Source organism: Streptomyces sp. NPDC091280 (assembly GCF_044768565.1).
GTDB lineage: Bacteria > Actinomycetota > Actinomycetes > Streptomycetales > Streptomycetaceae > Streptomyces.
Window position 1 is genome coordinate 220,542 of sequence record NZ_JBIVUZ010000002.1, and the last position, 25,049, is coordinate 245,590.

Sequence of the window (25,049 nt, forward strand, 5' to 3'; positions counted from 1 at the left end):
GGGTTCCGGGGCTCGGCGTCAGGCCGCCGGTGCGCCCCTGTGGCCGGTCATGGAGGGGCGCCGGTGCGCGCCGACGCTCGGCAGGACCGCCGCGATGAGTTCCGGCCCGGGCCCGGCGAGGGCGCGTCGGCGTGCTTCTCCGGCGGACGCGGGTGAATAGGTCTGCCAGTACCGGGCTTCACGGTTGAGCCTGCCGACGAGCGGCATGAGGTCGATCGCGGCGGGGATCGGGATGCCCATACGGTCCGCGGTGTTCTCCCCGAAGGTCCGGCGCAGCACGCTGTGGACGAGCGTCCGGAACTGCTCCTCGGACAGCACCGCGCCCGGTGCCGCGGCCATCGCGCGGGCCTGGGCATCGATCATCGTCGTAGTGAGCGCCTTCGAGTGCTCGGCGGGAGCGCCGCTCACCGCGTCGATCAGGTTCCGCAGCCGACGCGCGCCGGCGTGGTCGGTGACGTTCCGCCAGAGCCGCTCGTCGAGCCCGAGGAGATGGGCGACGTAGGACCAGTACTGGTACAGGGAGCGTTCCTCGTCGGGCGTGGTGTCGATGCCGACCGAGGCCAGCGCGCCGAAGGCGACCGAGGTGAAGCCGAGCCAGGTGCGGGCCATGTCGAGCTGGCCGACCGGCAGGCCGGGCGCGCCCGTGTCCCAGTCCTTGAGGGACCTCGCCCGCAGGCGGGCGTGGCGCAGCCGGAGGTGCACGGTGGCCACGTACCCCGGCCCGCCGTGCAGCAGCCCGCCGGGGCGGATGGCCTGTCGGGCCCAGATCCCGGTCTCCGCGAGCCGGCTCATCGAGACGCTCGCCGGGTGGCCGGCGCGGGGCAGCTGCCGGGCCAGGGCGGGGGAGGAGCAGATGTGGGTCAGCGCACTCGTGAGCGAGCAGAGGCCGAACCAGAGGGGAGGCACCGACAGGCTCACCACGTCACCCCGGTGGGGCAGCAGGGGGTTGACCGCGGCAGGCGGGGTCTCCACCTGCCTCAGCAGCGCCGCCACGGCCTCGGGGAGCCGCTCGCCCGCACCGGCCGCGCCGTGCAGGAGGCCCGCGTCCAGCGCCCGGCGCGCCCGCGGGCCGAGGGTGTCCAGCTCCGCGACCACGGCGTCGGCGATCGGGTCACCCGCGGTCAGCATGGTCACCAGGTCGCTGACCCGCTCTTCGTCGCGGCGGTCGCCGGACCGCGGGTCGGCCACGCGTCGGTGGGTGTCGCGGGACTGGTGGTGTGCGCTCATGCGGCTTCACTCCCAGGGGCGGGGTGGACGGGGCGGGCGCGCGGGGCGCCCGGCACCGGAAGACTCTCTGACACACGTCAGATTACTCTTAATCTGACAGTCGTCAAGCAGGGGGTGTGATGACGCGCTCCCGTCCGGGACGTGGAATGCGGGAAGGGTCGGCGGCTCTGGTCACGGGACCAGGGCCGACCCTGGTCACAGGCCCGCGCGGCTACCGGCTGTGCGCGTTCCCCTGGGCCAGCAGGCCGCCCACGACCAGGTCCGCCAGTGCCTCGGCCCTGGCCAGTCGCCGTTCCCGCGTGGTGAGGTCGGAACGGTCGCCCAGGCGCCGGGTGAGAGGGTCGCTGACCAGGCCCGAGATGGGGCCGATCATGGCGAAGAACAGGATGTCCATCGGGGCCGCGGCCATGCGTCCGGACGCCTTCAGGCTCTCCAGCCTGGGCGCGACGGCGGCCAGCACGGGTTCGAGGTAGTGCTCGTAGAGGTAGTCCAGCCGGTCGGTCTCGCGGGAGGACTCGTCGGCGATCAGCCGGGCCAGGTCCGGCTCGTCGATGTTGGTCCGGTAGAACTCGGAGACGAACCGCCTCAGCCAGTCCTCGTCGTCGGTCTCGGGATCGATGGGTGCCATCCGCCGGAGCTGCGCCCCGAGTGCCGCGTCCACCACCGCGCGCCAGAAGGCCGCCTTGGACCCGTACCGGTCGTTGATGAAGTTGTGGCTGACGCCGAGGCGGCGGGCGAGTTCCCGCGCGGAGGCGTGGTCGTATCCCAGTTCCGCGAAGGCTTCGAGCCCGCGGAGCAGAATGTCCCGTTCCGCGGGGACGGCGGCCGTGTCGCGCCCGGGGCGCCCGGGACGTCGGGTGGTGCTCGGCTCGGTAGCCACGGGTGCCCTACTTCCTCCCCGGCCGGGCGGGGAGCCACAACGGCCGACCCGGCGATCGTACCCGGCGAGGGCTCACGGCCCGCCCCGCCGGGTGCGGTCACCAGGAGCGGTGCGCGGCCTGTCCTGCGACCTCGCCCTGCACCGTTCGTGCGCCCCCGGGCCGAGGCGAGAACGCCCGGCCGGCCCTGCTCGGTCGACCGTGGTCGACAGTCGATCGGGCCGTGTGTGTTCTCTTCTTCACAAAGTACCTGCCGGTAGGCGGAATCGGCCCTGTTACTTTTACTTTCAAGATTCCGTTCCCCCTCCTGAATCAGCACAACGCACCGAGGTTCCCCATGCCCTCCAGCTCCCCCACCTCTGCCCGTTCCGGCGGTCGCCACCGCAGGGCGAAGGCGCCGAATCCGGCCTTCCGCAGGGCGATCGTGCTCGCGGTCACGGCCCCCGTGGCCGGGACGATCCTGACCGGCACGTCCGCCTTCGCCGCCGACAAGACGGACACCAAGACCACCGCCACCACGCTCGACACCGCCGAGCAGAAGATCGCGGACAACCTGAACACCCGCGTCCAGGACGCCCGCCTCGGCAGCACGCTCAGCGGTGTCGTCATCGACGCCAAGTCCCACAAGGCCGTCTGGGGGCACGACGCGACCACCGCGCTGATGCCCGCCTCCAACGCCAAACTCGGCACCTCCACCGCCGCCCTGACGGTCCTCGGGCCCGACCACCGCTTCACGACGAAGGTCGTCTACGGCGACGGCACCCTCACCCTCGTCGGCGGCGGTGACCGCAGCCTGACCTCCGGCGACCTCGAAGCGCTCGCGAAGACGGCCGTCGCCGGACTGAAGAACGCGGGCCTGACCACGGTGAAGGTCCAGGTCGACGACAGCCTCTTCCCCGAGCCGACGCTCGCGACCGGTTGGAACGACGGCTACTACCCGGACAACATCGCACCGGTACGGGCCCTGGTCGTCGACGGCCACCACGTCACGGACACCTCCCTCGACGCGGGACAGGCCTTCGCCACGTTCCTCGGCGACCAGGGCGTGACCGTCACCGGGGACGTCACGCACGGCGTCGCGGGCACACACGACGTCCCCGTGGCCCGGCACCAGTCGGACAAGCTGTCCGTCCTCGTGAAGCACATGCTCAAGGTGAGCGACAACGACTACGCCGAGACCTTGCTGCGCATGACCGCACTCGGCGCCGGACGCCAGGCCACCTTCGAGGACGGGACCGCCGTCGTGCGCGAGGTGCTCAGCCGGTACGGCGTCTCGCTCGACAACTTCGAGATCCACGACGGCAGCGGGCTCTCCCGCGCCGACCGGATCCCGGCGCAGACCATCGCCGACATCCTCGACGTGGCCGACGACCCCCGCTACGCCCAGACCCTGAAGTCCATCATCGACGGCCTGCCCGTCGCGGGGGAGGCGGGCGCCACGCTGGGCCCGGAGTGGGGCCGGTTCGACACCGCGGACTCGCAGTGCGCCGTGGGCAAGGTCAAGGCCAAGACGGGTACCCTCACCGGCGCCATCGCGCTGAGCGGCCTGACCAAGGCGGCGGACGGCCGCTGGAAGATCTTCTCCTTCGTGGAGAACAACTCCACCGCCGCACCGGGCGACACCAAGGACGCCCTGGACGGTCTCGCGGCCACGGTCAACGGCTGCTGGGCGTAGGGAACCCGACGGATCGGAACGCGACGGAACGCAACGCAACGGCCCGGCGGACGAACCGCCGGGCCGTTGAAGGGGGTCAGGAAGAGGCCGTGGTCACTTCTTGTACGCGCAGTCGGTCAGCCAGCCGCTCGAAGTCTGACGCTCGTTCGTGCTGAAGCCGCCCGCCGCCACGCACTCGTCCTTGAGGGTCAGGAGCGACGGCCCGCTGCGGTTCTGCCAGATGTAGCCGACTTTGGCGGAGGCGGTGGCGAGTTGGAGCCCTATGACCATGGCCGCGACGGCGGGCAGCAGGTACCGGGTCCGGCGCCGGCGGTCGGGCGCGGCGGCTTCCGTGGTCCGGGTGGGGGGAACGTGTTCCGACATCGTTTTCCTATCGCGAAATGTGCTGAGTGGGGGGCGAGTTGCTCCGTGAGGAGCTTCGTGACCAGCCTGCATCATCGACCGACTGTGAGTCAATCTGTCTCAGTAATCTCTTCGGATGCGCTGTTCGCCGCCGCCACCGCCGTCGTTCCGCCGGTCCCCGAGACCGCGCCCGGATCTAGGACCTGGCCGTGACCAGCCCGGTGTCGTACGCCGTGATCACGGCCTGGACGCGGTCGCGTGCTCCGAGCTTGGTGAGGACACGGCCGACGTGCTTCTTCACGGTGGACTCGGTCAGGACGAGGCGTTCGGCGATCTCGGAGTTGGTCCAGCCCTGGGCGACGGCCACGAGAACCTCGCGTTCGCGGTCGGTCAGGGACCGAAGGCGCGGATCCTCGGGGGCGGGCGCCTCCGGCGGGGCGAGAGCCTGCTGGGTGTACGCGTCCAGCAGACGCCGGGTGAGCCTGGGCGCGACCACGGCGTCTCCGGTGGCGACCGCGTGGATGCCGACGACGAGTTCCTCGGGGCGGGCGTCCTTGAGGAGGAAGCCGCTCGCACCGGCGCGGAGACCCTCGTAGGCGTACTCGTCGAGGTCGAAGGTGGTGACGATGAGGATCCGGGTGCGGCTGCCGGTGGCGGTGATGCGGCGGGTCGCCTCGATGCCGTCCATGCCGGGCATGCGGATGTCCATCAGGACGACGTCCGGGCGCAGTTCGGCGGCCATCCGGACGGCCTCACCGCCGTGTGCGGCCTCGCCCACCGCCGTCAGGCCGGGAGTGCCCTCGATGAGCATGCGCACGCCCATGCGCTGCAAGGGCTGGTCGTCGACGATCAGGACGGTGGTCATGGCCGATGGTCTCCCGAAGACGCGTCCAGCACGACATCCACCAGCCAGCCGTGACCGTCGGCACGCGGTCCGACGCTGACGGTGCCGCCGTACATGCCCGCTCGTTGTCTGATGCCGACCAGGCCGTGTCCCTGGTCGCCGTGGCGCGGTTGCGCCGCCGACGGCCGGCGCGCGCCGCGGGGCACGCCGGTGTCGGCCACCTGGATACGCACCTCGCCCGCCGCGACGGTGATCGTGACGTCGGCGGAGGAACCGGCGCCCGAGTGTTTGAGGGAGTTGGTCAGGGCTTCCTGGACGATCCGGTAGAGGGTCAGCTGTACGCCGTCGCCCAGCGAGTCGAGATCGCCCGTCGTGCGGTAGCGCACCGCGAGTCCGGCCGACCGGACCCGCTCCATCAGGGCGTCCAGCTCCCGGACGCCGGGCTGGGGCGTCAGCGGCCGCTCGTCCTCCTCGTCCTCGCGCAGGATGCCCAGGACGCGGCGGAGTTCGCCCATGGCCTGGCGCCCGGTGTCGCCGAGGATGCGCAGGGCCTCGGCGGACCGCTCCTCGTTGCGGGCGGCGAGCGTGGCGGCGCCGTCGGCGACGCTGACCATGACCGAGAGGTTGTGGCCGATGATGTCGTGCATCTCGCGGGCGACCCGGGCACGCTCGGCGGCGGCGGTGAGCCGTACCCGCTGGTCGCGTTCGATCTCCAGGCGGGTCGCACGGTCCTCCAGCGCCGCCAGGTACATGCGGCGGATGCGGAGGGTGAGTCCGGTGGCGACCGCGGCGGCGGCCGTGCCCAGCAGGAAGAACAGGCCGAGCAGCGGATGCTCGACGGGCGCCAGCAGACAGACCGCCACGGTGAGCTGAACCACCGTCAGCGCGGAGGCCCAGCTGAGGGCACGCAGGGACCCGTGCAGGGCCAGGCTGTAGAGGGCGACCAGCGCGCTCATGCCGGCCTGCTGCCAGACGCCCAGGGACCACTGGACGAGGGCCACCGCCGAGATCACGAAATAGGTGGCGGCCGGAGCCCTGCGGCGCCACCACAGCGGCAGGATCTGGGCACAGGCGAAGAGGGCCAGGACGGCGGACGACGGGTGAGTACCGTCGCTGGTCTCCCCGAAGGGGCCGTGGCTCCGGTGGGAGAGCAGGTCGGGCAGCCCGATCAGGGCGACGACGAGGACGACCGCGGTGTCGAGCACCCACGGATGCCGCAGATCCATCGCGCGCCGTCGGGTCTGTCCGCGCAGCATGCGGCCCAGGAGCGGATGCGCCCAGGCGTCGTCGAGCCCGGGGGACGGCTCGGCCGCCGCCCCCCGGGGCAGGTCCGCGGCGGCTGCCGCGGGGTGTGGGCTCATGGTCGTCATTGTCGTACGGGCTGGTCAGGCATCGGTCTTGGCGAGCCGGACGGCGGATCCCACGAGTGTGAGGGCCACCCAGCCGGCGAACACCGCGAGGCCCGCGCCGGGCGACAGGGCGTCGGAGGACTGGTGCAGGGCGTACACGGCCGAGCCCGCGTTGCTGGGGAAGTAGGGGTTGATGTTGTCGTAGAGGGAGTCCGGCAGGAGTTGGGCCAGGCCGGGCAGGATCAGCAGGACCCCGACCAGCACCGCGATGGCTCCGGCGGAGGAACGCAGCAGTACGCCCAGGGCGACGCCGAACACCGCGACCAGACCGAGGTAGACGCCGGCTCCGGCCAGGCTGCGCAGTACGCCGTCGTCGCCCATGGTCAGGGCGATCTTCTCGCCGTGCAGACCGAGGGTGCCCAGTTGGAAGGCGGCCAGCGCGCCCACGGTGGAGACGACCAGGGCGACGGGCCCGATCACGGCTGCCTTGGACCAGAGGACGGGCAGGCGCCGGGGTACGGCGGTCAGGGTGGAGCGGATCATGCCCGTGCTGTACTCGCCCGCCGACAGCAGCACGCCGAGCACCCCCACGGCCAGCGACGCGAAGGTCACGCCGAGCAGGGCGAGGCTCACGGCGTCCTGGGTGCCCGAGCCCGGACCGTTGGGCGGAGCGGTGACATCGGGGCTGTAGGTGGCGGACGCGATCGCCCCGAGGGCGACGAGGAGGACGACGGCGACGGCCAGGGTGATCCAACTGGAGCGCAACGACCAGAACTTGGCCCACTCCGAGCGCAGTACCCGGGGTCCTGTCACCTTGTAGGCGGTCTTGGCGGACGACTGCTGGGCGGGCACCGCCGCGGGGGTCGTGGTGGTCATCAGGCGGCCTTTCGCGCGGTGTCGGCCGGAGCGCTCTGGTACTCGACGGCGTCGTGGGTCAGTTGCATGAACGCCTCCTCCAAGGAGACGGCCTGCGGGGTGAGTTCGTGGAGCGCGATGCCGTGCCGGGCGGCGATCGCCCCGATCTCGCGTGCGTCGCGCCCGGTCACCATCAGTTCCTCCGCCGCGGAGGAACTGATGGTGACGTCCGGGCCGGCCAGCAGCGAACGCAGCTTCACGGCCTCGGCGGTGGCGACCTTCACGCCCGAACCGCCCGCCTCCCTGGTGAAGTCGTCGACAATGGTGTCGGCGAGGAGCCGGCCGCGGCCGATGATCACCAGATGGTCGGCGATCAGCGCGGTCTCGCTCATCAGGTGCGAGGAGAGCATCACCGCGCGGCCTTCGTCGGCCAGGCCCCGCAGCAGGTTCCGCACCCACAACACCCCTTCGGGGTCGAGCCCGTTGACCGGCTCGTCGAGCATGACGATCGCCGGGTCGCCGAGGAGGGCCGCCGCGATACCGAGCCGCTGGCCCATACCGAGCGAGAAGGCGCCCACGCGCTTGCCGGCCACGCTGGTCAGCCCGGCCAGCTCGATCACCTCGTCCACCCGGCGGCGCGGAATGCCGTGGGTGTGCGCCAGCGCCATCAGATGGTTGAGCGCGGTACGCCCGGGGTGCACGGACTTGGCCTCCAGCAGGGTGCCGATCTCGTGCAGCGGCGCCGTATGCCGGGAGTAGGACTCGCCGTTGACGGCGACCGAACCCGAGGTGGGGGAGTCCAGGCCGACGATCATGCGCATGGTGGTGGACTTGCCTGCGCCGTTGGGCCCGAGGAAGCCGGTCACCTCACCCGGCTTGACGGTGAAACTCAGCTGGTCCACGACCGTCTTGTCCCCGTACCGCTTCGTCAGTTCCCGCGCTTCGATCATGAGAGTGAGGCCCTTCTCGCCTGGGGCACGGCCACCTGCGGGCCGGACTCTGTGATCGAAGCTACGAGAGCGGAGCGGCCTCCCCCGTGGGACCACGGGTGACTCATCGGCGGACCCATGGTCCTGCGGTACCAAAGGAGGCGGTCTCGCCCGTCATCCTCGGGGATGACCCGGACTCCCGCCGGGGAGCGGGTCGCGCGGCGGTGCGGGCCGGTCGGGCGAGAAGGACCGGAAGGACCACCGCGTCGACATAGGAGACGAGGAAAGCCTGTGTGGGCGGCTGTTCCTCGACGAACGACCGGGTGACGATCGCCCCGGTCATCAGGTGCAGGACGTGGCCGAGCGCCTGGTTGTCCGGGAGGACCTCGCCACGGTCGACCGCCCGCCGCAGCAGATCCCGCAGCTCCGCCCGCTCCCTGGCGATCAGGCGCTCCCGGACGGCGTCCAGGAGGTCGGGCCGGTTGTGGACGGCCATGACCAGACCTCGCATCAGCGCACAGTTCTTCTCGATCTCGGAGTCGCTCCGGCGCAGGACGAGAGCGTGCAGGTCGCCCCGGAGGGAACCGGTGTCGGTCGCGCGGGCGTCCGCGGCACGGGGTTCGTGGTGGCGGACCGCCCTCGCGACCAGCTCGGCCTTGCCGCCCCACTGGCGGTAGAGCGTCGCTTTGCTGGTCCTGGTGCACGCGGACACGGCCTCCATGGTGAGGGCGTCGTATCCGACTTTCCCGAGCAGGTCGAGGACGGCTTCGTAGAGTTCGGCAGTGCGCTCGGGAGTGATCCGGCGGCGTCGCCCGGTCGAGGTCTCGGCCATGCGGTTCACCTTCCCCTTACGTGAAACGAAACTGTTTCGTACATTTTACCGCCGGTGCGGCCTCGGACGGTCGGACTCGGGGCCGGTGTCCGGGGCCGGTGCTCGGGGCGGTCAGGTCAGCGGCATGACCTTGCGGTAGGCGGTCACGGCGATGACTGCGACGCAGACGTGCATCACGAGCAGTGCCGCGACACCTGTGGCGCCGCCGTCGCCGAAGAGGAAGAAGTCGGGGACGAAGGACACGGCCACGACGACCGGAGCGAGCCACCGGATCACTGCCTCGGGATCGTCGGACACCTTGCGCACGACGGCCCATCCGGCGGTGCCCGCGAGTACGCCCACCGTGGTCAGGAATATGTAGGAACCCGGCTTCAGCGGCTGGAACCCGTCGGGAGCGCCCGCCGCGTGGGCCACGACCGCGATCACCACGTTCACGAGGGTGGAGAGCACGATGGCGGCGACCGCGCCGCCGGCGACGACGAGAGGGCCTCGGCGGACGGGTGTCTTCTGGGCGATAGCGGTCATGGTGTCTCCAGGGGGAGTGGTGGGGGAAGAGGCTGCCGGATCCCCGACAGGTGTTTGAAACCTCAAGCGCAATCATGTGAGGCATAGCTTGAAAGTTCAAGAGCGATGTGCCGGGGGTGACCCGTGATCCAGCAGGACCGTCACGTCCCCGAGGCCCAGGTGGGTCTGCTCGTCCGGGACGCCCTCGACGGCCAGGGTCGCGTGTTGCCGTGATGTGGCGGGACGCGTGACCGTCGGCGTTCACGGCCCGCTGTGAGACAGTGTGTAACGAAAGAGAGAAGAGAAGCGAGTCCCTCCGGATCCGCGGACGCAGGTGAGAAAAGAGGTGCAGCGATGTCACGGTCCAGCGTCGACCCCCGCGCCCGCCGCAGCCGGGTGGCCGCTCTGGCCGCCGCTGCCGAACTCCTCACCGAGGACGGACCCGAGGGCGTCACCCATGCCGCGGTGGCCAAGCGCGCGGGCGTCGGCCGTGCCACGGTCTACCGGCACTGGCCCGAGGTGGAGTCCCTGCTCCTCGACACGCTGGCCGACGCGGCCCGTCCGTTGCTCACGCTCGACGACGGACCCGTCCGTGAGCAGCTGGTCGGCTATCTCACCCAGCAGGCCGAGTGGCTGAACCAGCCGGTCTCCGCCGCCGTCATCGCCTCCGTCATCGACCGCGCCGAGCGGGACGAGGGGGTACGGCGGATCCGGGAGGAGATGTTCGGCCGGACCGACGAGCACGTGGTCGAGGTGCTCGCCGCCGCCGTCGCGCGTGGCGAGTTCCGGCCCGGCATCGAGGACAACGTCAGGGAACTGGTCGCCCGGATTCTCGGCCCGCTGCTCTTCCGGCGCTTCATGTTCGGCGTGCCGCTCGACGACGACGTGGTCGTCCGTACGGTCGACGCGGCGCTGGCTCCCTGGGCGCCGAAGGACTGAGGTTCCGGCCGCCGGAGACCGAGGTGAGGCGCACCGCACCTCGGCCACATGCTCGTTGGTGTGGCCGTGTGTCCCTCAGGTGACCTCGCTGAGATCCTCGTCGAGCCGTGCCGCGTCTTCGGAGTCTGACGGCCGGTTCGCCACGAGCCGGGTCAAGTGCGCCTCAAGGGCTTCGAGTTGCTCGGGCCCCATCTGCGCCGCCCACCGTTCGCGCACACCGTCGAAGAGCGAGGCGCCGAGCGTCATCATGTCGTGTCCGCGGTCGGTGACCCGGAGCCGCTTGAGGCGGCCGTCGCCCGGGTCGGGCTGCCGTTCGACGTACCCGAGCCGCTCCAGTGCGGCGATCGTTCTGGCGGCACCCTGCTTGGAGACCGAGAGCCGGCGGCCGAGCGCCGAGGCCGTGTCCGCCCCCTCGTCGATGCCGCGCAGGGCGAACTCGTGGCCCGCGCGCACGCCCGGGTGTCCGCGGAGCGCCAGTTCGCCGTGGACGTCGTCCACCATCGATCGGAAGCCGCCGAGAAGCAGCAGCGCGAGTTCGGCGCCCGGTGAACGTGCCATGCGGCGAAGCATACGAGAGCCAGAGGTCGACAACCATGTTGTCGACCTATAGATTGACAACCATGTTGTCGATCGAATCCAGGAGAACGATGCACCCCGCAACCGGCGGCGCCACCGTCCCGGGCGTCGAACACCACCACGCCAGGCTGAACGGCACCGAACTGCACTACATATCGGCCGGGACGAACGGCTCGCCCGTCGTGCTGGTCCACGGCTTCCCCGAGACCTGGTGGGTCTTCCGCAAGCTGATTCCGCTGCTCAGTGAGCGCCACCGCGTGTTCGTTCCCGATCTGCGCGGCTTCGGCGACTCCGCCGTCGCGACCACGGTCCACGACAGTGCGACCGCGGCCCAGGACCTGAGCGAACTGATCGAACGGCTCGACGCGGGCCCCGTCCACCTCACCGGCCAGGACGTCAGCGGTCCCACCACGTTCCGCGTCACCGCCACCCGCCCCGACCTCGTACGAAGCTATGCGGCGATCGAGACCGGGCTGCCCGGGTTCGGTGTCGAACGACTCGCCGACGTCGCCCACGGCGGTGCCTGGCACATCGGCGTGCTCGCCGCCCCGGGCATCCCGGACATGCTGCTCGCCGGACGAGAACGGGCCTTCCTCGCGGAGTACGCGATCCCGTCGCTCTGCGTGGCGCCCAGCGCGTTCACCGACGACGACATCGACGAACTCGTCCGCTCCTACGCACGACCCGGCGCGTTCAACGGCGCGGCCGGACTGTACCGATCGATGCTCCGCGAGGGCGACGAGATCCGCCGACTGGCATCCCGGAAACTCACCACGCCCGTGCTCGCCGTCAGCGGCAGATCGGGAGAGTTCACCCCGGCGACCCTGCGCCAGGTCGCCGAAGACGTCAGCGCTCTCTCCCTCGACGGGATCGGCCACTACACGGCGATGGAGGCCCCCGACAGGCTTGCCGACGGCCTCCTGTCCTTCTACGAGAAGATCGACAACCTGAAGTAGCGCGAGGCGTTCGAGCGCACGGTGAACAGCTGGCGCTCCGGGCCACCGGGCCGTTCGCGGCAGTGGAAGAAAGAGGGGCCGCCCCAGCAGGTCGTTGTGGTGTTGGACGTAGGGCGAGAGCGGGGCGGCGGCCATAGAACGGGCCGGGTGGGGCACGGCACCAGCGTGTTCGGTCTGTCCCTTCAGAGCCGGCAGCTGATCTCCATGCCGTCCTCGACGGGGAACGCGACGCTGCGGTAGCCGTTCGCCGGGTCGCGTACGTAGTCGAGGTAGGGCCGCATGCTCGCGAAGGAGGTGTCGTCGGCCACGACGAGTGTGCCGGGTGCCAGCCGGGGTTCCAGCAGTTTCAGCACGGGCAGGCAGAGATCCTTCCAGCCGTCGAGGAGGACGAAACCGGCTGGGGCGTCGAGGCCGCCGAGCCGGTCCCGGGCGTCGCCCTCCAGCACGGTGATCAGGTCGTCCAGGCCGGTGTCGGCGAAGGTGCGGCGCGCGGCGGCGATCTTCTCCTTGCTGAGTTCGGTGGTGACGACCCGTCCGGCGCCGTTGTCGCGTACGGCGGCGGCCAGGTACAGCGTGGAGATCCCGTACGACATCCCGAACTCGACCACCGTGTCCGGGTGGACGGCGCGGACCAGGCTGTAGAGCAGTTCTCCGCCCGCCGCCGAGATCGGCATGTAGATCTCGGCGGCGGCGTCGGCATGTTCCTGGGGCGACATGGACGCCGTCCCGGATCCCCAGTCGATCCGGGACGCGACGGCGTCGTCCTGCCCGGCTTCCTCGAACATCCTGCGCAGGGCGGCCTGGACGCGGGGCTCGGTGAGTGTGTCTGCGTGATGAGTCATGAGCGCTAGAGTAGACGCAACGTTGCGTCAACTCTAGCGCTTTTGCGTCAGCCCTAGAGTTCTTCGACGCCTCCAGAAGCGAACCCGTCTGCGGAAAGGGCGAGATGACTTCAGGTCCTGGACGACGCCATCACGGCAACCGGCACGGCCGTAGCGAAGAAGCGCGGGTGGCCGTGCTGGAGGCGGCCGACGACCTGCTCGTCGAGCTGGGCTTCGCACGCGTCACCATGGAAGGCATCGCCGCGCGGGCAGGGGTGGCCAAGCAGACCATCTACCGCTGGTGGAGCGCGAAGACCGACGTCCTGATCGACGCCTTCCTCCAGGACGCGGACGAGGACCTCACGCCGTCCGACTCCGGTGACCTCGCCACCGACCTACGGGCCTATCTGCGCCGGCTGGCCCTGTTCCTCGGCGAGTCCGACCCGGGCGCCGTCTTCCGGGCCCTGCTCGCCCAGGCCCAGCACGACCCGGCGTTCGCGCGGGAGTTCCGCTCCCGCTGCCTGGCCCCGCAGCGCCACCGCGACCGCCTGCTGCTGGAACGAGCCGTGACCTCGGGGCGCCTGCCCTCCGATCTCGACCTGGAGACGGAGACGGACCAGCTGGTCGGCCCGCTCTATTACCGCGCAGTGGTGTCGGGCGGACCGGTCGGCGAGGACTTCACCGACGCCCTCGTCGAGGCGTTCCTGCTCCGGCACGGTGGCTAGCGGTGGTCTGTCGACTGCGCGACCTGCTCGCCGCGCGAACGAGACCGGCACCGCGACGAACGACCCTTCCAGCCCGACAACGAAAGTGGCGCGCTCATGCGACAAGTGCGGTACGACCGTTTCGATGGTGTCGACCAGCTGTGGATCGATGAAGTGCCCGAGCCGGAAGGCGCTTCGGGGCAGGCGGTGGTGCGGGTCCACGCCTCGTGCATCAATCCGGGTTCCGTGCCCGCGTCGCTGCACGGAGCGTCGTACACGCCCATCCGGGACCTTGCCGGTGTGGTGGTGGGCGTCGGCGACGGCGTCCGGGAAGTGAAGCCCGGAGACGAGGTGCTCGGCTGGTCACAGGACTGGACGGCGCACGCGGAGTACGTTGCCGTACCGGCGGCGCAGCTGATCGCGAAGCCGGCCGGGCTGTCTTGGGACGTGGCCGGATCCCTCTTCGTCACGCCCATGGCCGGATTGGCCGGAGTCAAAGCCGTTGATCCCTCCGAAGGGGAGGTCGTCGTCGTATCCGCTGCCGCCGGAGGCGTCGGCTTCACCGCCGCGCAGCTCGCGCGGCGCACTGGTGCGACCGTGATCGGTATGTGCAGCCCGTCAAAAGCGGATCATGTGCGCGAACGCGACATCATCCCGGTCTCATTCGTCGGCAACGTCGCGAGCAATGTCCGGGAGGCGGCCGGCGCTCGCGAGATTGACGCTTTCATCGACGCGTTCGGGTCGGGTTACATCCAACTCGCACTGGACCTGGGGATTCCCCGCGACCGCATCAACACCGCCGTCGACTACAAGTCCGCCAAGGAGCAAGGTGTCACGGCGCGCGGGACCATGGACGCCGGAGGCCTCCCCGCCTACCGCATGCTGGCCGAACTCGCCGCCTCGGGTGACCTGGCCGTTCCCGTCGCCGCGACGTACCCGCTGGCCCAGGTCAAGGCCGCGTACACCGCCCTCCTCGCCGAGCGTCGGCCGTTCGGGCGGGTCGTCCTGCACCCGCAGGAGTAATCGCGAACACGGGCGGGAACGGCTGCTTCAGTAGGGTGACTTCGCATGACCGACACCGAGATCGACACCGGCACCGACACCGAGATCGAGATCACCGCGGACCTGGTCCGCGATCTGCTGGCGGAACAGCATCCTGACCTCGCGGGACTGGCCGTCCGTGAGGTGGCGGGCGGCTGGGGCAACCAGATGTGGCGCCTCGGGGACGAGTTGGCCGTACGCATGCAGCGCATGGACCCCACCCCGGAGCTTCAGCTCAAGGAGCGGCGGTGGCTGCCCGTGCTGGCCCCGAGGCTGCCGCTCCCGGTGCCGGTTCCGGTGCGGTTCGGTGAACCGTCCGCGCGCTTTCCCAAGCACTGGACCGTGATGACGTGGGTTCCCGGTGAGCCGTTGGACCACGGGTCGATCAGCCGTGGCGGCCACGCGGCCGACGTGCTCGCGGAATTCCTCCGGGCGCTCCACGGGGAGGCGCCCGCCGACGCGCCGAACGGCGCGGGCTTCGGCGTTCACCCCAAGGAGTGCGCGGACGGCTTCGACCACTTCTTCGGAGCGGTGGCCTCCAGCGGCAGCGACGATGTCGGCAACATCGACGGCATCGACGGCATCGACGCCATTGGCGGTCTCGCGGGCACCGGCGGCCTCGGGGGCGACATCCGCGCCGTCTGGGAGGACGCCGTCGCGGCTCCCGAGTGGGCGGGTCCGCCGGTGTGGGTGCACGCCGACCTTCACCCCGCGAACGTCGTCGTCTCCGACGGAACGCTCGCGGGCGTCGTCGACTTCGGCGCCCTGTGCGCCGGTGACCCGGCCTGGGACCTCGCCGCCGCGTGGGTGCTGCTGCCCGAGGGCACGGCCGCACGGTTCTTCGAGGCGTACGGCCGTGCGGACGAGGCCACCGTCCGGCGCGCCCGTGGGCTGGCCGCCATGAAGTGCCTCTTCCTGATGCTCATGGGGCGGAACGGGGAGCGGGGCCTTCCGGGCGGCAAGCCGAACTGGGGACCTCTGGGCCGTACGGCACTCGACCGGGTTCTGAAGGGCGTGTGACGCGCGGGTCACCGCCAGCCGAGCTCCGGTGCCACGTGGGTCAGGACGCTCTCCAGCACATGGGCGTTGTAGTCGACCCCGAGCTGGTTGGGGACGGTCAGGAGGAGGGTGTCCGCGGCCTGGATGGCCTCGTCCTCCCGGAGCTGCTTCACCAGCACGTCCGGTTCGGCGGCGTACGAGCGTCCGAAGATCGCCCTGGTCTTGTCGTCGATCATGCCGACCTGGTCCCGCGAGTCACGGTCGTGGCCGAAGTAGGACCGGTCCAAGTCGTCGGTCAGGGCGAAGATGCTGCGGCTGACCGACACCCTCGGCTCGCGCGTGTGGCCCGCCTCCTTGAAGGCCTCCCGGTACGCCTCGATCTGCTTGCGCTGCTGGACGTGCAGCGGTTCGCCGGTCTCGTCGTCCTTCAGGGTGGAGCTCTGGAGGTTCATGCCCAGCCGCGCGGCCCAGACGGCGGTCGCGTTCGAGCTGGAGCCCCACCAGATCCGCTCGCGCAGGCCCTCGGAGTACGGTTCGACGCGCAGCGGTCCGGGCGGGTTGGGGAACATCGGCCGGGGGTTCGGCCGGGCGAAGCCGTCGCCCTCGATCACCTTGAGGAACGTCTCGGCGTGCCGGCGGGCCAGGTCCGCGCCGGTCTCCCCCTCCTCGGGGGCGTAGCCGAAGTAGCGCCAGCCGTCGATCACCTGCTCCGGTGAGCCGCGGCTGATGCCGAGCTGGAGCCGCCCGCCGGAGATGAGGTCGGCCGCGCCCGCGTTCTCGGCCATGTACAGCGGGTTCTCGTAGCGCATGTCGATCACACCGGTGCCGATCTCGATCTTCGAGGTCCGCGCGCCGATGGCCGAGAGCAGCGGGAACGGGCTGCCCGCCTGCTGCGCGAAGTGGTGCACGCGGAAGTACGCGCCGTCCACGCCCAGTTCCTCGGCGGCGACCGCCAGGTCGATGGACTGGTGCAGGAAGTCGGCGGCGGACCGGGTCCTGGAATGCGGACTCGGCGACCAGTGGCCGAACGAGAGGAAACCTATCTTCTTCACAGGGGCGACAGCGTCCGGCGGGCGCGATTGATTCCCCTGATCCCCGTGCCGATGCTTCCCTCGACTCCCCGCGCCGAGGCACCGTGACCTGGTCGATCGGCCGGTGACGGGGGTGCCACCGGTTCGGTGCCGGGTCGGCCGCGGGTGGCCGGCTCTGGACCGTTCCATGTGGGCCGGGCCCGACCGGCGTACCTTCTGCTGTGACCCTCAACTTCGCCCCGGGAGCAGCAGCATGAGCGCCAGCGCCAGTTCGACGTCCGGGAGCGGGGCGCGGTCCGACTCGGCCTGGGCACCGCTGGCCCGGCCCGTGTTCCGGGCCCTGTGGATCGCCCAGTTCGTGTCGAACATCGGTACCTGGATGCAGACGGTCGGCGCCCAGTGGCTGCTGCTCGGGCACGGGGCGACCATGGTCACCCTGGTGCAGACGGCGTCGAGTCTGCCGATCGTGATGCTGGCGCTGCCCTCGGGCGTCCTCGCCGACCGGTTCGACCGGCGGGGGCTGCTGCTGGTCGCGCAGTTCGCGATGTTCGCCGTGTCGGCGGTGCTGACCGTGCTCGCCTTCGCGGACGCGCTGTCCGCCGTACCGCTGCTCGTTCTCACCTTCCTGCTCGGCTGCGGCACGGCGTTGATGGGGCCGTCGTGGCAGGCGATCCAGCCCGAGCTGGTGGAGCGGGAGCAGCTCGGGCAGGCGTCCGCGCTGGGCGCGGTGAACATGAACCTCGCGCGGGCGGTGGGTCCCGCGCTCGGCGGTGTGGTGGTCGCGGCGGCCGGCGCGGGCTGGGTGTTCGGCTTCAACGCGCTGTCCTTCCTCGGGATCGCCGCGGTACTGCTGCTGTGGCACCGCCCGAAGACCACCGTCCCCGCCGCTGAACGCGAACGGCTGCTGACCGCGCTGTACGCGGGCCGCCGCTACGTCTGGAACGCTCCAGGTATCCGGCGCGTCCTGCTGCGCACCGCCCTCTTCATCCCCGGCGCGGCGGCTCTGTGGTCGCTGCTCCCGCTGATCGCCGCCGACTCGCTCGGGATGGGGTCGGGCGGCTACGGCCTGCTGCTCGGCGCGGTCGGGTCAGGCGCGGTGGGCGGCGCGTTCGCCCTGCCGTGGCTGCGCCGGCGGCTGGGCGTCAACGGCATCCTGGCCGCCGGTGCCGTCGTGTTCGCCCTCGTCCTGCTGGTCCTCGCCACCGTGCACGTCACCTGGCTCGCGGTCCTGGTGCTGCTGCCCGCCGGAGTCGCCTGGATCGGTGTCCTGTCCACCCTCAACGCGGCCGTGCAGACCCGGCTGCCGGGCTGGGTCCGGGCCCGCGGACTCGCCGTCTACCTGCTGGTCTTCCAGGGCGGCCAGGCCGTCGCCGCCCCCGTGTGGGGCGCCCTCGTCCAGTGGCTGGGCCTGACCACGGCCCTCCTCACCGGCGCCGCCGTCCTGCTGCTCGGCGCACTCACCCTCCGCCGCTGGCGGCTCTACGGCACGGAGGGCATCGACCCCACCCTCTCCGACCACTGGCCCACCCCGCCGCTGGTCTTCGTGCCCGGTCCCTCCGACGGGCCGGTGCTGGTCTCCGTCGTGTACCGCGTCGCACCGGACGACGGTCCCGCGTTCGTCGAGGCGATGGACAACGTGGCCCGTTCCCGCCGCCGGACCGGGGCACTCACCTGGGGCCTGTTCCAGGACGGCAACGAACCCGGCCGGTTCATCGAGAACTACCTGGTCGGCTCCTGGGCCGAGCATCTCGCCCAGCACCACAACCGCCTCACCACCACCGACCGCGCCTTCGAGGACAGGGCCCGTGCCCTGCTCCTGCCCGGCACCGGCCCCGAGGTCACGCACGCCTTCGACGCCGCCACCGTAGGACCGGTCCACTGAGGGTGATCACGTCGACGGCGCAGCCAAGTCCCGCTGCCCGCCGGCCGTCAACTCCCGCTCCGCGCCCGCCGGATCACTCCGGATGCGCCACCGCCTCCTTCTGGAGCCGCACCGCCGCCAACAGGCTCAGCCCCGGTTCCGCCTGCCGCAGGGCCCGCACCGCCTCGACCGAGGCGAGGTCCCCGGTGAAGCCTGCCGCCGTCAGCCGGGACCGCACCCAACCCGCGCGCAGCCGGGGCTCGTCGGCGGCGGCGGTGGACTCGACGAGCGCGACAGCGCGTTCCAGACCGGGGCGTTCCTCGGGCGAGGCGTCGGCCAGTGCCTGACGCAGGGCCGCCGCGATCACGTCCGTGTCCCGGACGGTCAGCACGAAGGTGTTCTTCTTGCTCAGTCCCGTGATTCCTGTCATGGGGAAGAGCTTGATCGTCACTTCCGTTGGCTGCCAAGGGATTTGAGGAGACTCAGAGACTCAGTGCCCGGACCGACTCCCCGCGGCCCGAGCGCCGACCTCAAGGACCGGACGGCCAAGGGGCAGTACCGTCTGTAGGTCCCGCCGGACGCATGCGCCGCCCCTCTGCCCCCACTTCTCGGAGGACCCCATGCCCGTACGCCGTATCGGTCTCGTCGTCCACCAGGGGCGGGCGACGGCCCGGGACGCGGCGCGTGCCGTGCACGCCTGGAGCGAGGCCCACGGCGTGCGCTGCACGGAGATCGACGTGTGGGCCAAGGACCAGCACCGCCGCGCCGGGCGCGAGGAGTCCGAGGCGGCGGGCCGCCCCGACCTCGTCGTCACCCTCGGCGGCGACGGCACCTTCCTGCGCGGGGCCCGTATCGCCGTCAAGAGCGGGGCGGACGTCCTCGGCGTCGACCTCGGCAAGGTCGGCTTCCTCACCGAGGTCCCGGCCCGCGACATCGGCGACGCCCTCGACGCCGTGGACGAGGGGCGGGCCGTCGTGGAGGAACGCATGACGCTGACCATGCGCGCCTCCCGCCCCCTGGACATCCCCGAGGAGATGGAGGCACTGCTGCGCTACGGCCGCGGTCCCGCGCTGCCGCCGCCGCAGGTCAGGCCCGAGACCACGGAGGGCGGCGGCTGGGGATGCGCGCTGGACGTCACTGCCCTCAACGACGTCGTCCTGGAGAAACTCGCCCGCGATCGGCAGGTCGGCGTCGGTGTCTACCTCGCCGGACGCCTGCTGGCGACCTACTCCGCCGACGCGCTGGCCGTCGCCACCCCCACCGGCTCCACGGCCTACAGCTTCGCCGCCGGTGGACCGGTCCTCTCACCCCACATGGACGCCCTCGTCTTCACGCCCATCGCCCCGCACATGACCTTCGACCGGAGCGTGGTCGCCGCCCCCGACGAACCGGTCGGCCTGCGCGTCCTGCCCCACTCCGGCCAGGCCGCCGTCAGCGTCGACGGCCAACTGCGCGGTGTCCTGGACCCCGGGGACTGGATCGGCGTCTTCCGCGCCCCGCAGCGGGTCCGCCTGGTCCGCCTGCGCCCCACCGACTTCTACGGCCGGCTGCGCGACCGGTTCCGGCTCACCGACGCCCCCGCCACCGCCCTGGACGGCCCCGCGGCCCCCTTCTTCCGCCCCGACACCCCGGTCCCGCCGGACCTCGCGGGCATGCGCCTGCCCCCGCCGACCGACGCGCGCTGAAAGGCCGTAGCGGAAGAAGTGCGTCGGAAGCGGGCGTCGTCCGGCCCCGCACGTACGGGCGACTTTCACATGGGCGCCACCGGACCCTTCCCTGACGTTTGTTGCCCTTGGAACACTCGCACCGCGCGCATTTCGCCATGTTCCGGCCGGCCGCGCGTCAGGCTGAGAGGTGTCTCACCCATGTCCGAAGTCAACCGGCGTCGGTTTCTCCAACTCGCTGGTGCCACAACGGCGTTCACCGCGCTGTCGAACAGCATCGAGCGGGCCGCGGCGCTCCCCGCGCACCACGCCTCCGGGAGCATCGAGGACGTCGAGCACATCGTCGTCCTGATGCAGGAGAACCGGTCCTTCGACCACTACTTCGGTTCGCTCAGAGGCGTCCGCGGCTTCGGCGACCCGCGTCCGGTCGTGACCCGGCAGGACGGCAAACCGGTCTGGTACCAGTCGGACGGCACGAAGGACATCCTGCCGTTCCGCCCCGACGCGGACGACCTGGGCCTCCAGTTCATCCAGGACCTCCCGCACAGCTGGAACGACGGGCACGCCGCGTTCGACAACGGCAAGTACGACAAGTGGGTGCCGTCCAAGGGCTCCACGACGATGGCCTACCTGACGCGCGAGGACATCCCCTTCCACTACGCGCTCGCCGACTCCTTCACCATCTGCGACGCGTACCACTGCTCGTTCATCGGCTCCACGGACCCCAACCGCTACTACCTGTGGACCGGTTACACCGGCAACGACGGCCAGGGCGGCGGCCCCGTCCTCGGCAACGACGAGGCCGGCTACAGCTGGACGACGTACCCCGAGCGCCTGGAGAAGGCCGGAGTCTCCTGGAAGATCTACCAGGACGTCGGCGACGGCCTCGACGCGGCCGGCGGCTGGGGCTGGATCCAGGACGCCTACCGCGGCAACTACGGCGACAACTCGCTGCTCTACTTCAAGCAGTACCAGAACGCCCAGCCCGGCGACCCGCTCTACGACAAGGCCCGCACCGGCACCGACGCCACCAAGGGCGAGGGCTTCTTCGACCGGCTGAAGGCCGACGTCAAGGGCGGCAGGCTGCCGAAGATCTCCTGGGTCGTCGCCCCCGAGGCCTTCACCGAACACCCCAACTGGCCGGCGAACTACGGCGCTTGGTACGTCTCCCAGGTCCTGGACGCGCTGACCTCCGACCCCAAGGTGTGGGCGAAGACGGCCCTGTTCATCACCTACGACGAGAACGACGGCTTCTTCGACCACCTCGTGCCGCCGTTCGCGCCGGGCTCGGCCGCGCAGGGCAAGTCGACCGTCGACGTCGGCCCCGACCTCTTCGCGGGCAACGCCAGCCACCCCGCCGGCCCCTACGGCCTCGGCCAACGCGTCCCGATGATCGTCGTCTCGCCCTGGAGCAAGGGCGGTTACGTCTGCTCGGAGACCTTCGACCACACCTCGGTCATCCGCTTCATGGAGCGCCGCTTCGGCGTCCACGAGCCCAACATCTCGCCGTGGCGGCGCGCGATCTGCGGCGACCTGACCACCGCCTTCGACTTCTCCCGCAAGGACACCCGCACGGTCCCGCTGCCGGACACCGACGGCTACCGGCCGCCGGACGACAACCGCCACCCCGACTACGTCCCGACCCCGCCCGCCAACCCCGTGCTGCCGAAGCAGGAACGCGGACTGCGCCCGGCCCGCCCGCTCAAGTACGCGCCCCTGGTGGACGGTTCGGCCGACCCGGGCTCCGGCAGGTTCACGCTCACCTTCGCCTCCGGCGCGAAGGCCGGCGCCAACTTCCTGGTCACCTCCGCCAACCGCACGGACGGGCCCTGGAGTTACACCACCGAGGCCGGCAAGACCGTCTCGGACACCTGGAACTCGGCGTACTCGAACGGCTCGTACGACCTGACCGTGCACGGCCCGAACGGCTTCCTGCGCGTCTTCAAGGGACCCGGCGGGAGCGCGGCACCCGAGGTCACCGCCCGCGACCACGGCGACGACGTCGAGCTGGTCTTCACCAACAAGGGCTCCCACGCGGTGCAGTTGAGGGTCGCGGACGGCTACGGCGGGAAGAGCCGGACCGTGAAGGTGCGGGCGGGCGACAGCGTCCGGCACACCTTCGACCTCGGTGGGAGCAGGCGGTGGTACGACCTGACGGTCACCTCGGACGGCGACGCGGGCTTCCTGCGGCGATTCGCCGGACATGTCGAGAACGGCCGCCCGGGGGTCAGCGACCCGGCGCTCGGGCGGGCGTGACCGTGGCCGTAGCGCCGGTTGTGTTCCGGGGCACTCGCGGTAGTGTGCCCCGGTGACCACGCATTCGAACACACCTGCAGGCTGGTACCCGGATCCGCACGGAGCGCCCCAGACCCTCCGTTACTGGGACGGCGCGAAGTGGACCGACCACACCAACGCGGACCAGCAGGCACAGGGCGCCAAGCAGGCGCCGCCGCAGGCCGTGCCGCAGCAGCCGGCCGGTCCTGACCCGCGGGTTCAGCGGCAGGTGCAGCAGCAGGCCGGGGTCGCCGCGGGCGGCCCCGGCGGCGGCAGCCTGTTCAGCGAGCCGGTCCTCGTGGTGAACCAGAAGGCCAAGCTGATCGAGCTGACCAACGAGTACAAGGTCATGGATCAGAACGGCAATCTGATCGGCACCGTCACCGAGGTCGGCCAGAGCGCGCTGAAGAAGGCCATACGCTTCGTCTCCAGCCTCGACCAGTTCATGACCCACCGGCTGGAGATCCGGGACGCCCACGGGCAGCCGCAGTTGGTGCTGACCCGGCCCGCGAAGATCATGAAGTCCCGGGTGATCGTGTCCCGCCCGGACGGCTCGCCGGTGGGCGAGATCGTCCAGCAGAACATGATCGGGAAGATCAACTTCGGGATGATCGTCAACGGTCAGCAGATCGGCGCGATCAAGGCGGAGAACTGGCGGGCCTGGAACTTCGCCATCGTCGACCACGCGGACAACGAGGTCGCCCGGATCACCAAGACCTGGGAGGGCCTCGCCAAGACGATGTTCACCACCGCGGACAACTACGTCCTCCAGATCCACTACCAGCTGCCCGAGCCGCTGCTGAGCCTGGTGGTGGCGACGGCCCTGACCGTCGACACCGCCCTCAAGCAGGACTCGCGGGGCCTGGGCTGACCCCGGTCACAGCGCGGTGAGGTGCCCCGGCTCGGACCGCCGGTCCGGCTGCCGGGGCATCAACGCCGGTTCCGCGGAGGCCGATCGGGCCTCCAGCGCCAGCACGGCGGCCACGGGATGATCGTGGTCGCCGTACTCGTTCGGCAGCGCCACCGCCGGGGTCACCCGGGTCAGCAGCACCACACCCCACGACGCGAGTCCGGCCCCCGCCAGCGCGAGCAGCACGCCGGCCGCGCCGCCCTGGAGGCGTTCGCCGAGCAGGGCCAGCCCGATCGCGGCGGCGGCCACCGGGTTCGCCAGCGTCACCACCGCGAGCGGGGCACCGAGGCCGCCCCGGTAGGCGGTCTGCGACAGCAGCAGCCCGCCCGCCGCGAACACCGCGACCAGCAGGGCCACTCCGACCACCTGCGTGCTCAGCAGCGGGCCCGAGCGGTCCGTCGCCGCGACCGTCACGGTCTGCGTGAGCGCGGAGGCCACACCCGAGGCGACACCGGACGCGGAGGCGTGCCGCAGCCCGGGCTTCGCGCCGCGCCGGGCCAGCACGCCGATCAGCGCGCAGGTCGCGCCCGCGACCGCCAACGCCTGCGGAACGCTGAGGACTTGATCGGGCTGCGGCCCCGACGCCGTGACCAGCAGCGCCGACAGACCGAGCAGTGTCAGCGCGGTGCCCCGCCACTCGCTCGCGCCGACCCGCCGCCCGGCCACCCGCGCGCCCATCGGCACGGCGGCGACCAGGGTGAGCGCGCCCAGCGGCTGTACGACGGTCAGCGGGCCGTACTTGAGGGCGACGACGTGCAGCAGCGCGGCCGACGCGTTCAGTACGACCGTCCACCACCAGGCGCCGGTGGCGAGCAGCCGCAGCGTGCCCGCGTCGGAGTTGCGGGAGGCCAGCCGCTCCTGCGCCACGGCGGCAGCCGCGTAGGCGACGGCCGAGAAGAGGGAGAGGCCGACGGCGACGAGGGTGGCGTTCATCGGCCCGCTCCGACGAGAACCGGCTCTTCGGGGACCAGCCGTGGCCGGCCCCGGCCGGCCGTGGTCGCCGTCCGGTGCGGGGGACGGATGAACGCGAGGGCGATGCCGAGCATCGCGGTGGCCACGATCGCGTCGAGCCAGTAGTGGTTCGCCGTGCCCACGATCACCGTCAGGGTGACCAGCGGGTGCAGCAGCCACAGCCAGCGCAGGCGCGAGCGGGTCGCGACGATCAGGCCGATCGCGACCATCAGGGCCCAGCCGAAGTGCAGCGAGGGCATCGCCGCGAACTGGTTCGAGAGGTGGTCGCTGGTCGGCGGGCCGTAGACCGAGGGGCCGTAGACCTTGGCGGTGTCGACCAGGCCCGTCGCGGCCAGCATCCGCGGGGGTGCCAGCGGGAACACGAAGGGCAGGACCAGGGCGGCGGAGGTGACGGTCGCCAGGACCCGGCGGGCCCAGACGTAGTGCGCGGGGCGGCGCAGGTACATCCAGACCAGGAAGGCCACGGTGGCCGGGAAGTGGACGGTCGCGTAGAAGGTGTTCGCGAGGTGCACGAGGGTGTCGCTGTGCAGCAGCACCGACTGCACCGAGCCCTCGTCGGGCAGCCGCAGGGTCCGCTCCAGGTCCCACACGTGGCGGGCGTTGTGCAGTGCCTCGGTGGTGTGGCCGGTCGCCAGCTGACGGCCGAACTTGTAGACGAGGAAGAGCCCTGCGACGAGCAGGAGCTCACGGACGAGCGGGGGCCGCGCTATCGCGCTGGTCCCCTTCTCTGCAGGCTCGGTGCGGGCATTCATCCCCCGGCCCCTTCGCTGACGGTGGTGCGTGTGGTGGTGCTGGCCGGGCTTGTGACCCTTCCGGCGGACCGAACTCATCGGTACGGGTTCGTTCCGATACGCCAGTGTACCGAT

Annotated in this window: 24 protein-coding genes and 1 pseudogene; 10 read left to right on the forward strand and 15 right to left on the reverse strand. The window is 71.2% G+C overall.

The annotated features are described in order from the left end of the window. Window positions 1-18: 18 nt before the first annotated feature. Window positions 19-1,227: an oxygenase MpaB family protein gene (locus tag ACIQPR_RS07565; protein ID WP_403643469.1), complete on the reverse strand. Its 1,209-nt coding sequence runs from the start codon at window positions 1,225-1,227 to the stop codon at window positions 19-21. Window positions 1,228-1,438: 211 nt separating this feature from the next. Beyond that, window positions 1,439-2,107: a TetR/AcrR family transcriptional regulator gene (locus tag ACIQPR_RS07570; RefSeq protein ID WP_403643472.1), complete on the reverse strand. Its 669-nt coding sequence runs from the start codon at window positions 2,105-2,107 to the stop codon at window positions 1,439-1,441. Window positions 2,108-2,442: 335 nt separating this feature from the next. On the opposite strand from ACIQPR_RS07570, the gene dacB reads away from it, so the two are divergent. Further along, a complete protein-coding gene (gene dacB / locus ACIQPR_RS07575) occupies window positions 2,443-3,780 on the forward strand; it encodes a D-alanyl-D-alanine carboxypeptidase/D-alanyl-D-alanine-endopeptidase (RefSeq protein ID WP_403643475.1) in 1,338 nt (445 codons plus the stop codon). Between the two features lie 93 nt (window positions 3,781-3,873). Here the strand turns inward: dacB and ACIQPR_RS07580 are convergent, their stop codons facing one another. From ACIQPR_RS07580 to ACIQPR_RS07610, 7 genes and pseudogenes are all read right to left on the reverse strand, one after another. Next, a complete protein-coding gene (locus tag ACIQPR_RS07580) occupies window positions 3,874-4,143 on the reverse strand; it encodes a hypothetical protein (RefSeq protein WP_403643478.1) in 270 nt (89 codons plus the stop codon). Window positions 4,144-4,318: 175 nt separating this feature from the next. Next, a complete protein-coding gene (locus ACIQPR_RS07585; protein WP_403643481.1) occupies window positions 4,319-4,987 on the reverse strand; it encodes a response regulator in 669 nt (222 codons plus the stop codon). Continuing rightward, on the reverse strand, window positions 4,984-6,327 hold the full coding sequence (locus ACIQPR_RS07590) for a sensor histidine kinase (RefSeq protein WP_403643484.1): 1,344 nt from the start codon (window positions 6,325-6,327) through the stop codon (window positions 4,984-4,986). The genes ACIQPR_RS07585 and ACIQPR_RS07590 overlap by 4 nt, the downstream gene beginning before the upstream one ends. Before the next feature lie 24 nt (window positions 6,328-6,351). After that, complete coding sequence (locus ACIQPR_RS07595; RefSeq protein WP_403643486.1) at window positions 6,352-7,191, reverse strand: ABC transporter permease; 840 nt, start codon at window positions 7,189-7,191, stop codon at window positions 6,352-6,354. Further along, window positions 7,191-8,120 carry an ATP-binding cassette domain-containing protein gene (locus tag ACIQPR_RS07600; RefSeq protein ID WP_403643489.1) on the reverse strand — a complete coding sequence of 310 codons (930 nt, stop codon included), beginning with the start codon at window positions 8,118-8,120 and terminating at the stop codon, window positions 7,191-7,193. The genes ACIQPR_RS07595 and ACIQPR_RS07600 overlap by 1 nt, the downstream gene beginning before the upstream one ends. Before the next feature lie 223 nt (window positions 8,121-8,343). Beyond that, window positions 8,344-8,931 (reverse strand): annotated as a pseudogene (locus tag ACIQPR_RS07605) (TetR/AcrR family transcriptional regulator); the annotation flags it as partial. Window positions 8,932-9,042: 111 nt separating this feature from the next. Next, a complete protein-coding gene (locus ACIQPR_RS07610; RefSeq protein WP_403643492.1) occupies window positions 9,043-9,456 on the reverse strand; it encodes a DUF6069 family protein in 414 nt (137 codons plus the stop codon). Window positions 9,457-9,789: 333 nt separating this feature from the next. Here ACIQPR_RS07610 and ACIQPR_RS07615 point away from each other — a divergent pair, with 333 nt between their 5' ends. Further along, complete coding sequence (locus ACIQPR_RS07615) at window positions 9,790-10,374, forward strand: TetR/AcrR family transcriptional regulator (RefSeq protein ID WP_403643495.1); 585 nt, start codon at window positions 9,790-9,792, stop codon at window positions 10,372-10,374. 75 nt (window positions 10,375-10,449) lie between these two features. Here the strand turns inward: ACIQPR_RS07615 and ACIQPR_RS07620 are convergent, their stop codons facing one another. Beyond that, on the reverse strand, window positions 10,450-10,932 hold the full coding sequence (locus tag ACIQPR_RS07620; RefSeq protein ID WP_403643497.1) for a MarR family winged helix-turn-helix transcriptional regulator: 483 nt from the start codon (window positions 10,930-10,932) through the stop codon (window positions 10,450-10,452). A gap of 89 nt (window positions 10,933-11,021) precedes the next feature. Here ACIQPR_RS07620 and ACIQPR_RS07625 point away from each other — a divergent pair, with 89 nt between their 5' ends. After that, entirely contained in the window at window positions 11,022-11,906 is an 885-nt protein-coding gene (locus tag ACIQPR_RS07625) for an alpha/beta fold hydrolase (RefSeq protein WP_403643500.1), read from the forward strand. Window positions 11,907-12,088: 182 nt separating this feature from the next. On the opposite strand, the gene ACIQPR_RS07630 is transcribed toward ACIQPR_RS07625, so the two are convergent. Next, window positions 12,089-12,748 carry an O-methyltransferase gene (locus ACIQPR_RS07630; protein ID WP_403643502.1) on the reverse strand — a complete coding sequence of 220 codons (660 nt, stop codon included), beginning with the start codon at window positions 12,746-12,748 and terminating at the stop codon, window positions 12,089-12,091. A gap of 104 nt (window positions 12,749-12,852) precedes the next feature. Here ACIQPR_RS07630 and ACIQPR_RS07635 point away from each other — a divergent pair, with 104 nt between their 5' ends. The 3 genes from ACIQPR_RS07635 (at window position 12,853) to ACIQPR_RS07645 (ending at window position 15,492) form a co-directional block, all read left to right on the forward strand. Next, window positions 12,853-13,452, forward strand: coding sequence for a TetR/AcrR family transcriptional regulator (locus tag ACIQPR_RS07635; protein ID WP_403643505.1), 600 nt, complete (start codon window positions 12,853-12,855; stop codon window positions 13,450-13,452). Window positions 13,453-13,557: 105 nt separating this feature from the next. Continuing rightward, window positions 13,558-14,454, forward strand: a complete 897-nt coding sequence (locus tag ACIQPR_RS07640) for an alcohol dehydrogenase catalytic domain-containing protein (protein ID WP_403643508.1) — start codon at window positions 13,558-13,560, stop codon at window positions 14,452-14,454. A gap of 45 nt (window positions 14,455-14,499) precedes the next feature. Continuing rightward, window positions 14,500-15,492: an aminoglycoside phosphotransferase family protein gene (locus tag ACIQPR_RS07645; RefSeq protein WP_403643511.1), complete on the forward strand. Its 993-nt coding sequence runs from the start codon at window positions 14,500-14,502 to the stop codon at window positions 15,490-15,492. Between the two features lie 8 nt (window positions 15,493-15,500). Here the strand turns inward: ACIQPR_RS07645 and ACIQPR_RS07650 are convergent, their stop codons facing one another. Beyond that, the gene (locus ACIQPR_RS07650; RefSeq protein WP_403643513.1) at window positions 15,501-16,523 is read right to left on the reverse strand and encodes an LLM class flavin-dependent oxidoreductase; all 1,023 of its coding nucleotides are present in this window, start codon (window positions 16,521-16,523) and stop codon (window positions 15,501-15,503) included. A 232-nt stretch (window positions 16,524-16,755) separates the two neighbouring features. On the opposite strand from ACIQPR_RS07650, the gene ACIQPR_RS07655 reads away from it, so the two are divergent. Beyond that, window positions 16,756-18,384: an MFS transporter gene (locus ACIQPR_RS07655; RefSeq protein WP_403643516.1), complete on the forward strand. Its 1,629-nt coding sequence runs from the start codon at window positions 16,756-16,758 to the stop codon at window positions 18,382-18,384. A gap of 73 nt (window positions 18,385-18,457) precedes the next feature. On the opposite strand, the gene ACIQPR_RS07660 is transcribed toward ACIQPR_RS07655, so the two are convergent. Further along, entirely contained in the window at window positions 18,458-18,793 is a 336-nt protein-coding gene (locus ACIQPR_RS07660; protein WP_403643519.1) for a hypothetical protein, read from the reverse strand. A gap of 190 nt (window positions 18,794-18,983) precedes the next feature. Between ACIQPR_RS07660 and ACIQPR_RS07665 the strand changes: the two genes are divergently transcribed. The 3 genes from ACIQPR_RS07665 to ACIQPR_RS07675 all read left to right on the forward strand — a co-directional run bounded on the left by ACIQPR_RS07665 (window position 18,984) and on the right by ACIQPR_RS07675 (window position 23,172). Beyond that, window positions 18,984-20,048: an NAD(+)/NADH kinase gene (locus ACIQPR_RS07665; protein WP_403643522.1), complete on the forward strand. Its 1,065-nt coding sequence runs from the start codon at window positions 18,984-18,986 to the stop codon at window positions 20,046-20,048. 180 nt (window positions 20,049-20,228) lie between these two features. Then, entirely contained in the window at window positions 20,229-22,283 is a 2,055-nt protein-coding gene (locus ACIQPR_RS07670) for a phosphocholine-specific phospholipase C (RefSeq protein ID WP_403643525.1), read from the forward strand. A 52-nt stretch (window positions 22,284-22,335) separates the two neighbouring features. Beyond that, a complete protein-coding gene (locus tag ACIQPR_RS07675; RefSeq protein ID WP_403643528.1) occupies window positions 22,336-23,172 on the forward strand; it encodes a phospholipid scramblase-related protein in 837 nt (278 codons plus the stop codon). A 6-nt stretch (window positions 23,173-23,178) separates the two neighbouring features. On the opposite strand, the gene ACIQPR_RS07680 is transcribed toward ACIQPR_RS07675, so the two are convergent. Beyond that, window positions 23,179-24,144: a hypothetical protein gene (locus ACIQPR_RS07680; RefSeq protein ID WP_403643530.1), complete on the reverse strand. Its 966-nt coding sequence runs from the start codon at window positions 24,142-24,144 to the stop codon at window positions 23,179-23,181. Further along, window positions 24,141-24,935: a phosphatase PAP2 family protein gene (locus ACIQPR_RS07685; protein WP_403643532.1), complete on the reverse strand. Its 795-nt coding sequence runs from the start codon at window positions 24,933-24,935 to the stop codon at window positions 24,141-24,143. Before ACIQPR_RS07685 ends, ACIQPR_RS07680 begins: the two co-directional genes overlap by 4 nt. Window positions 24,936-25,049 lie beyond the last annotated feature (114 nt).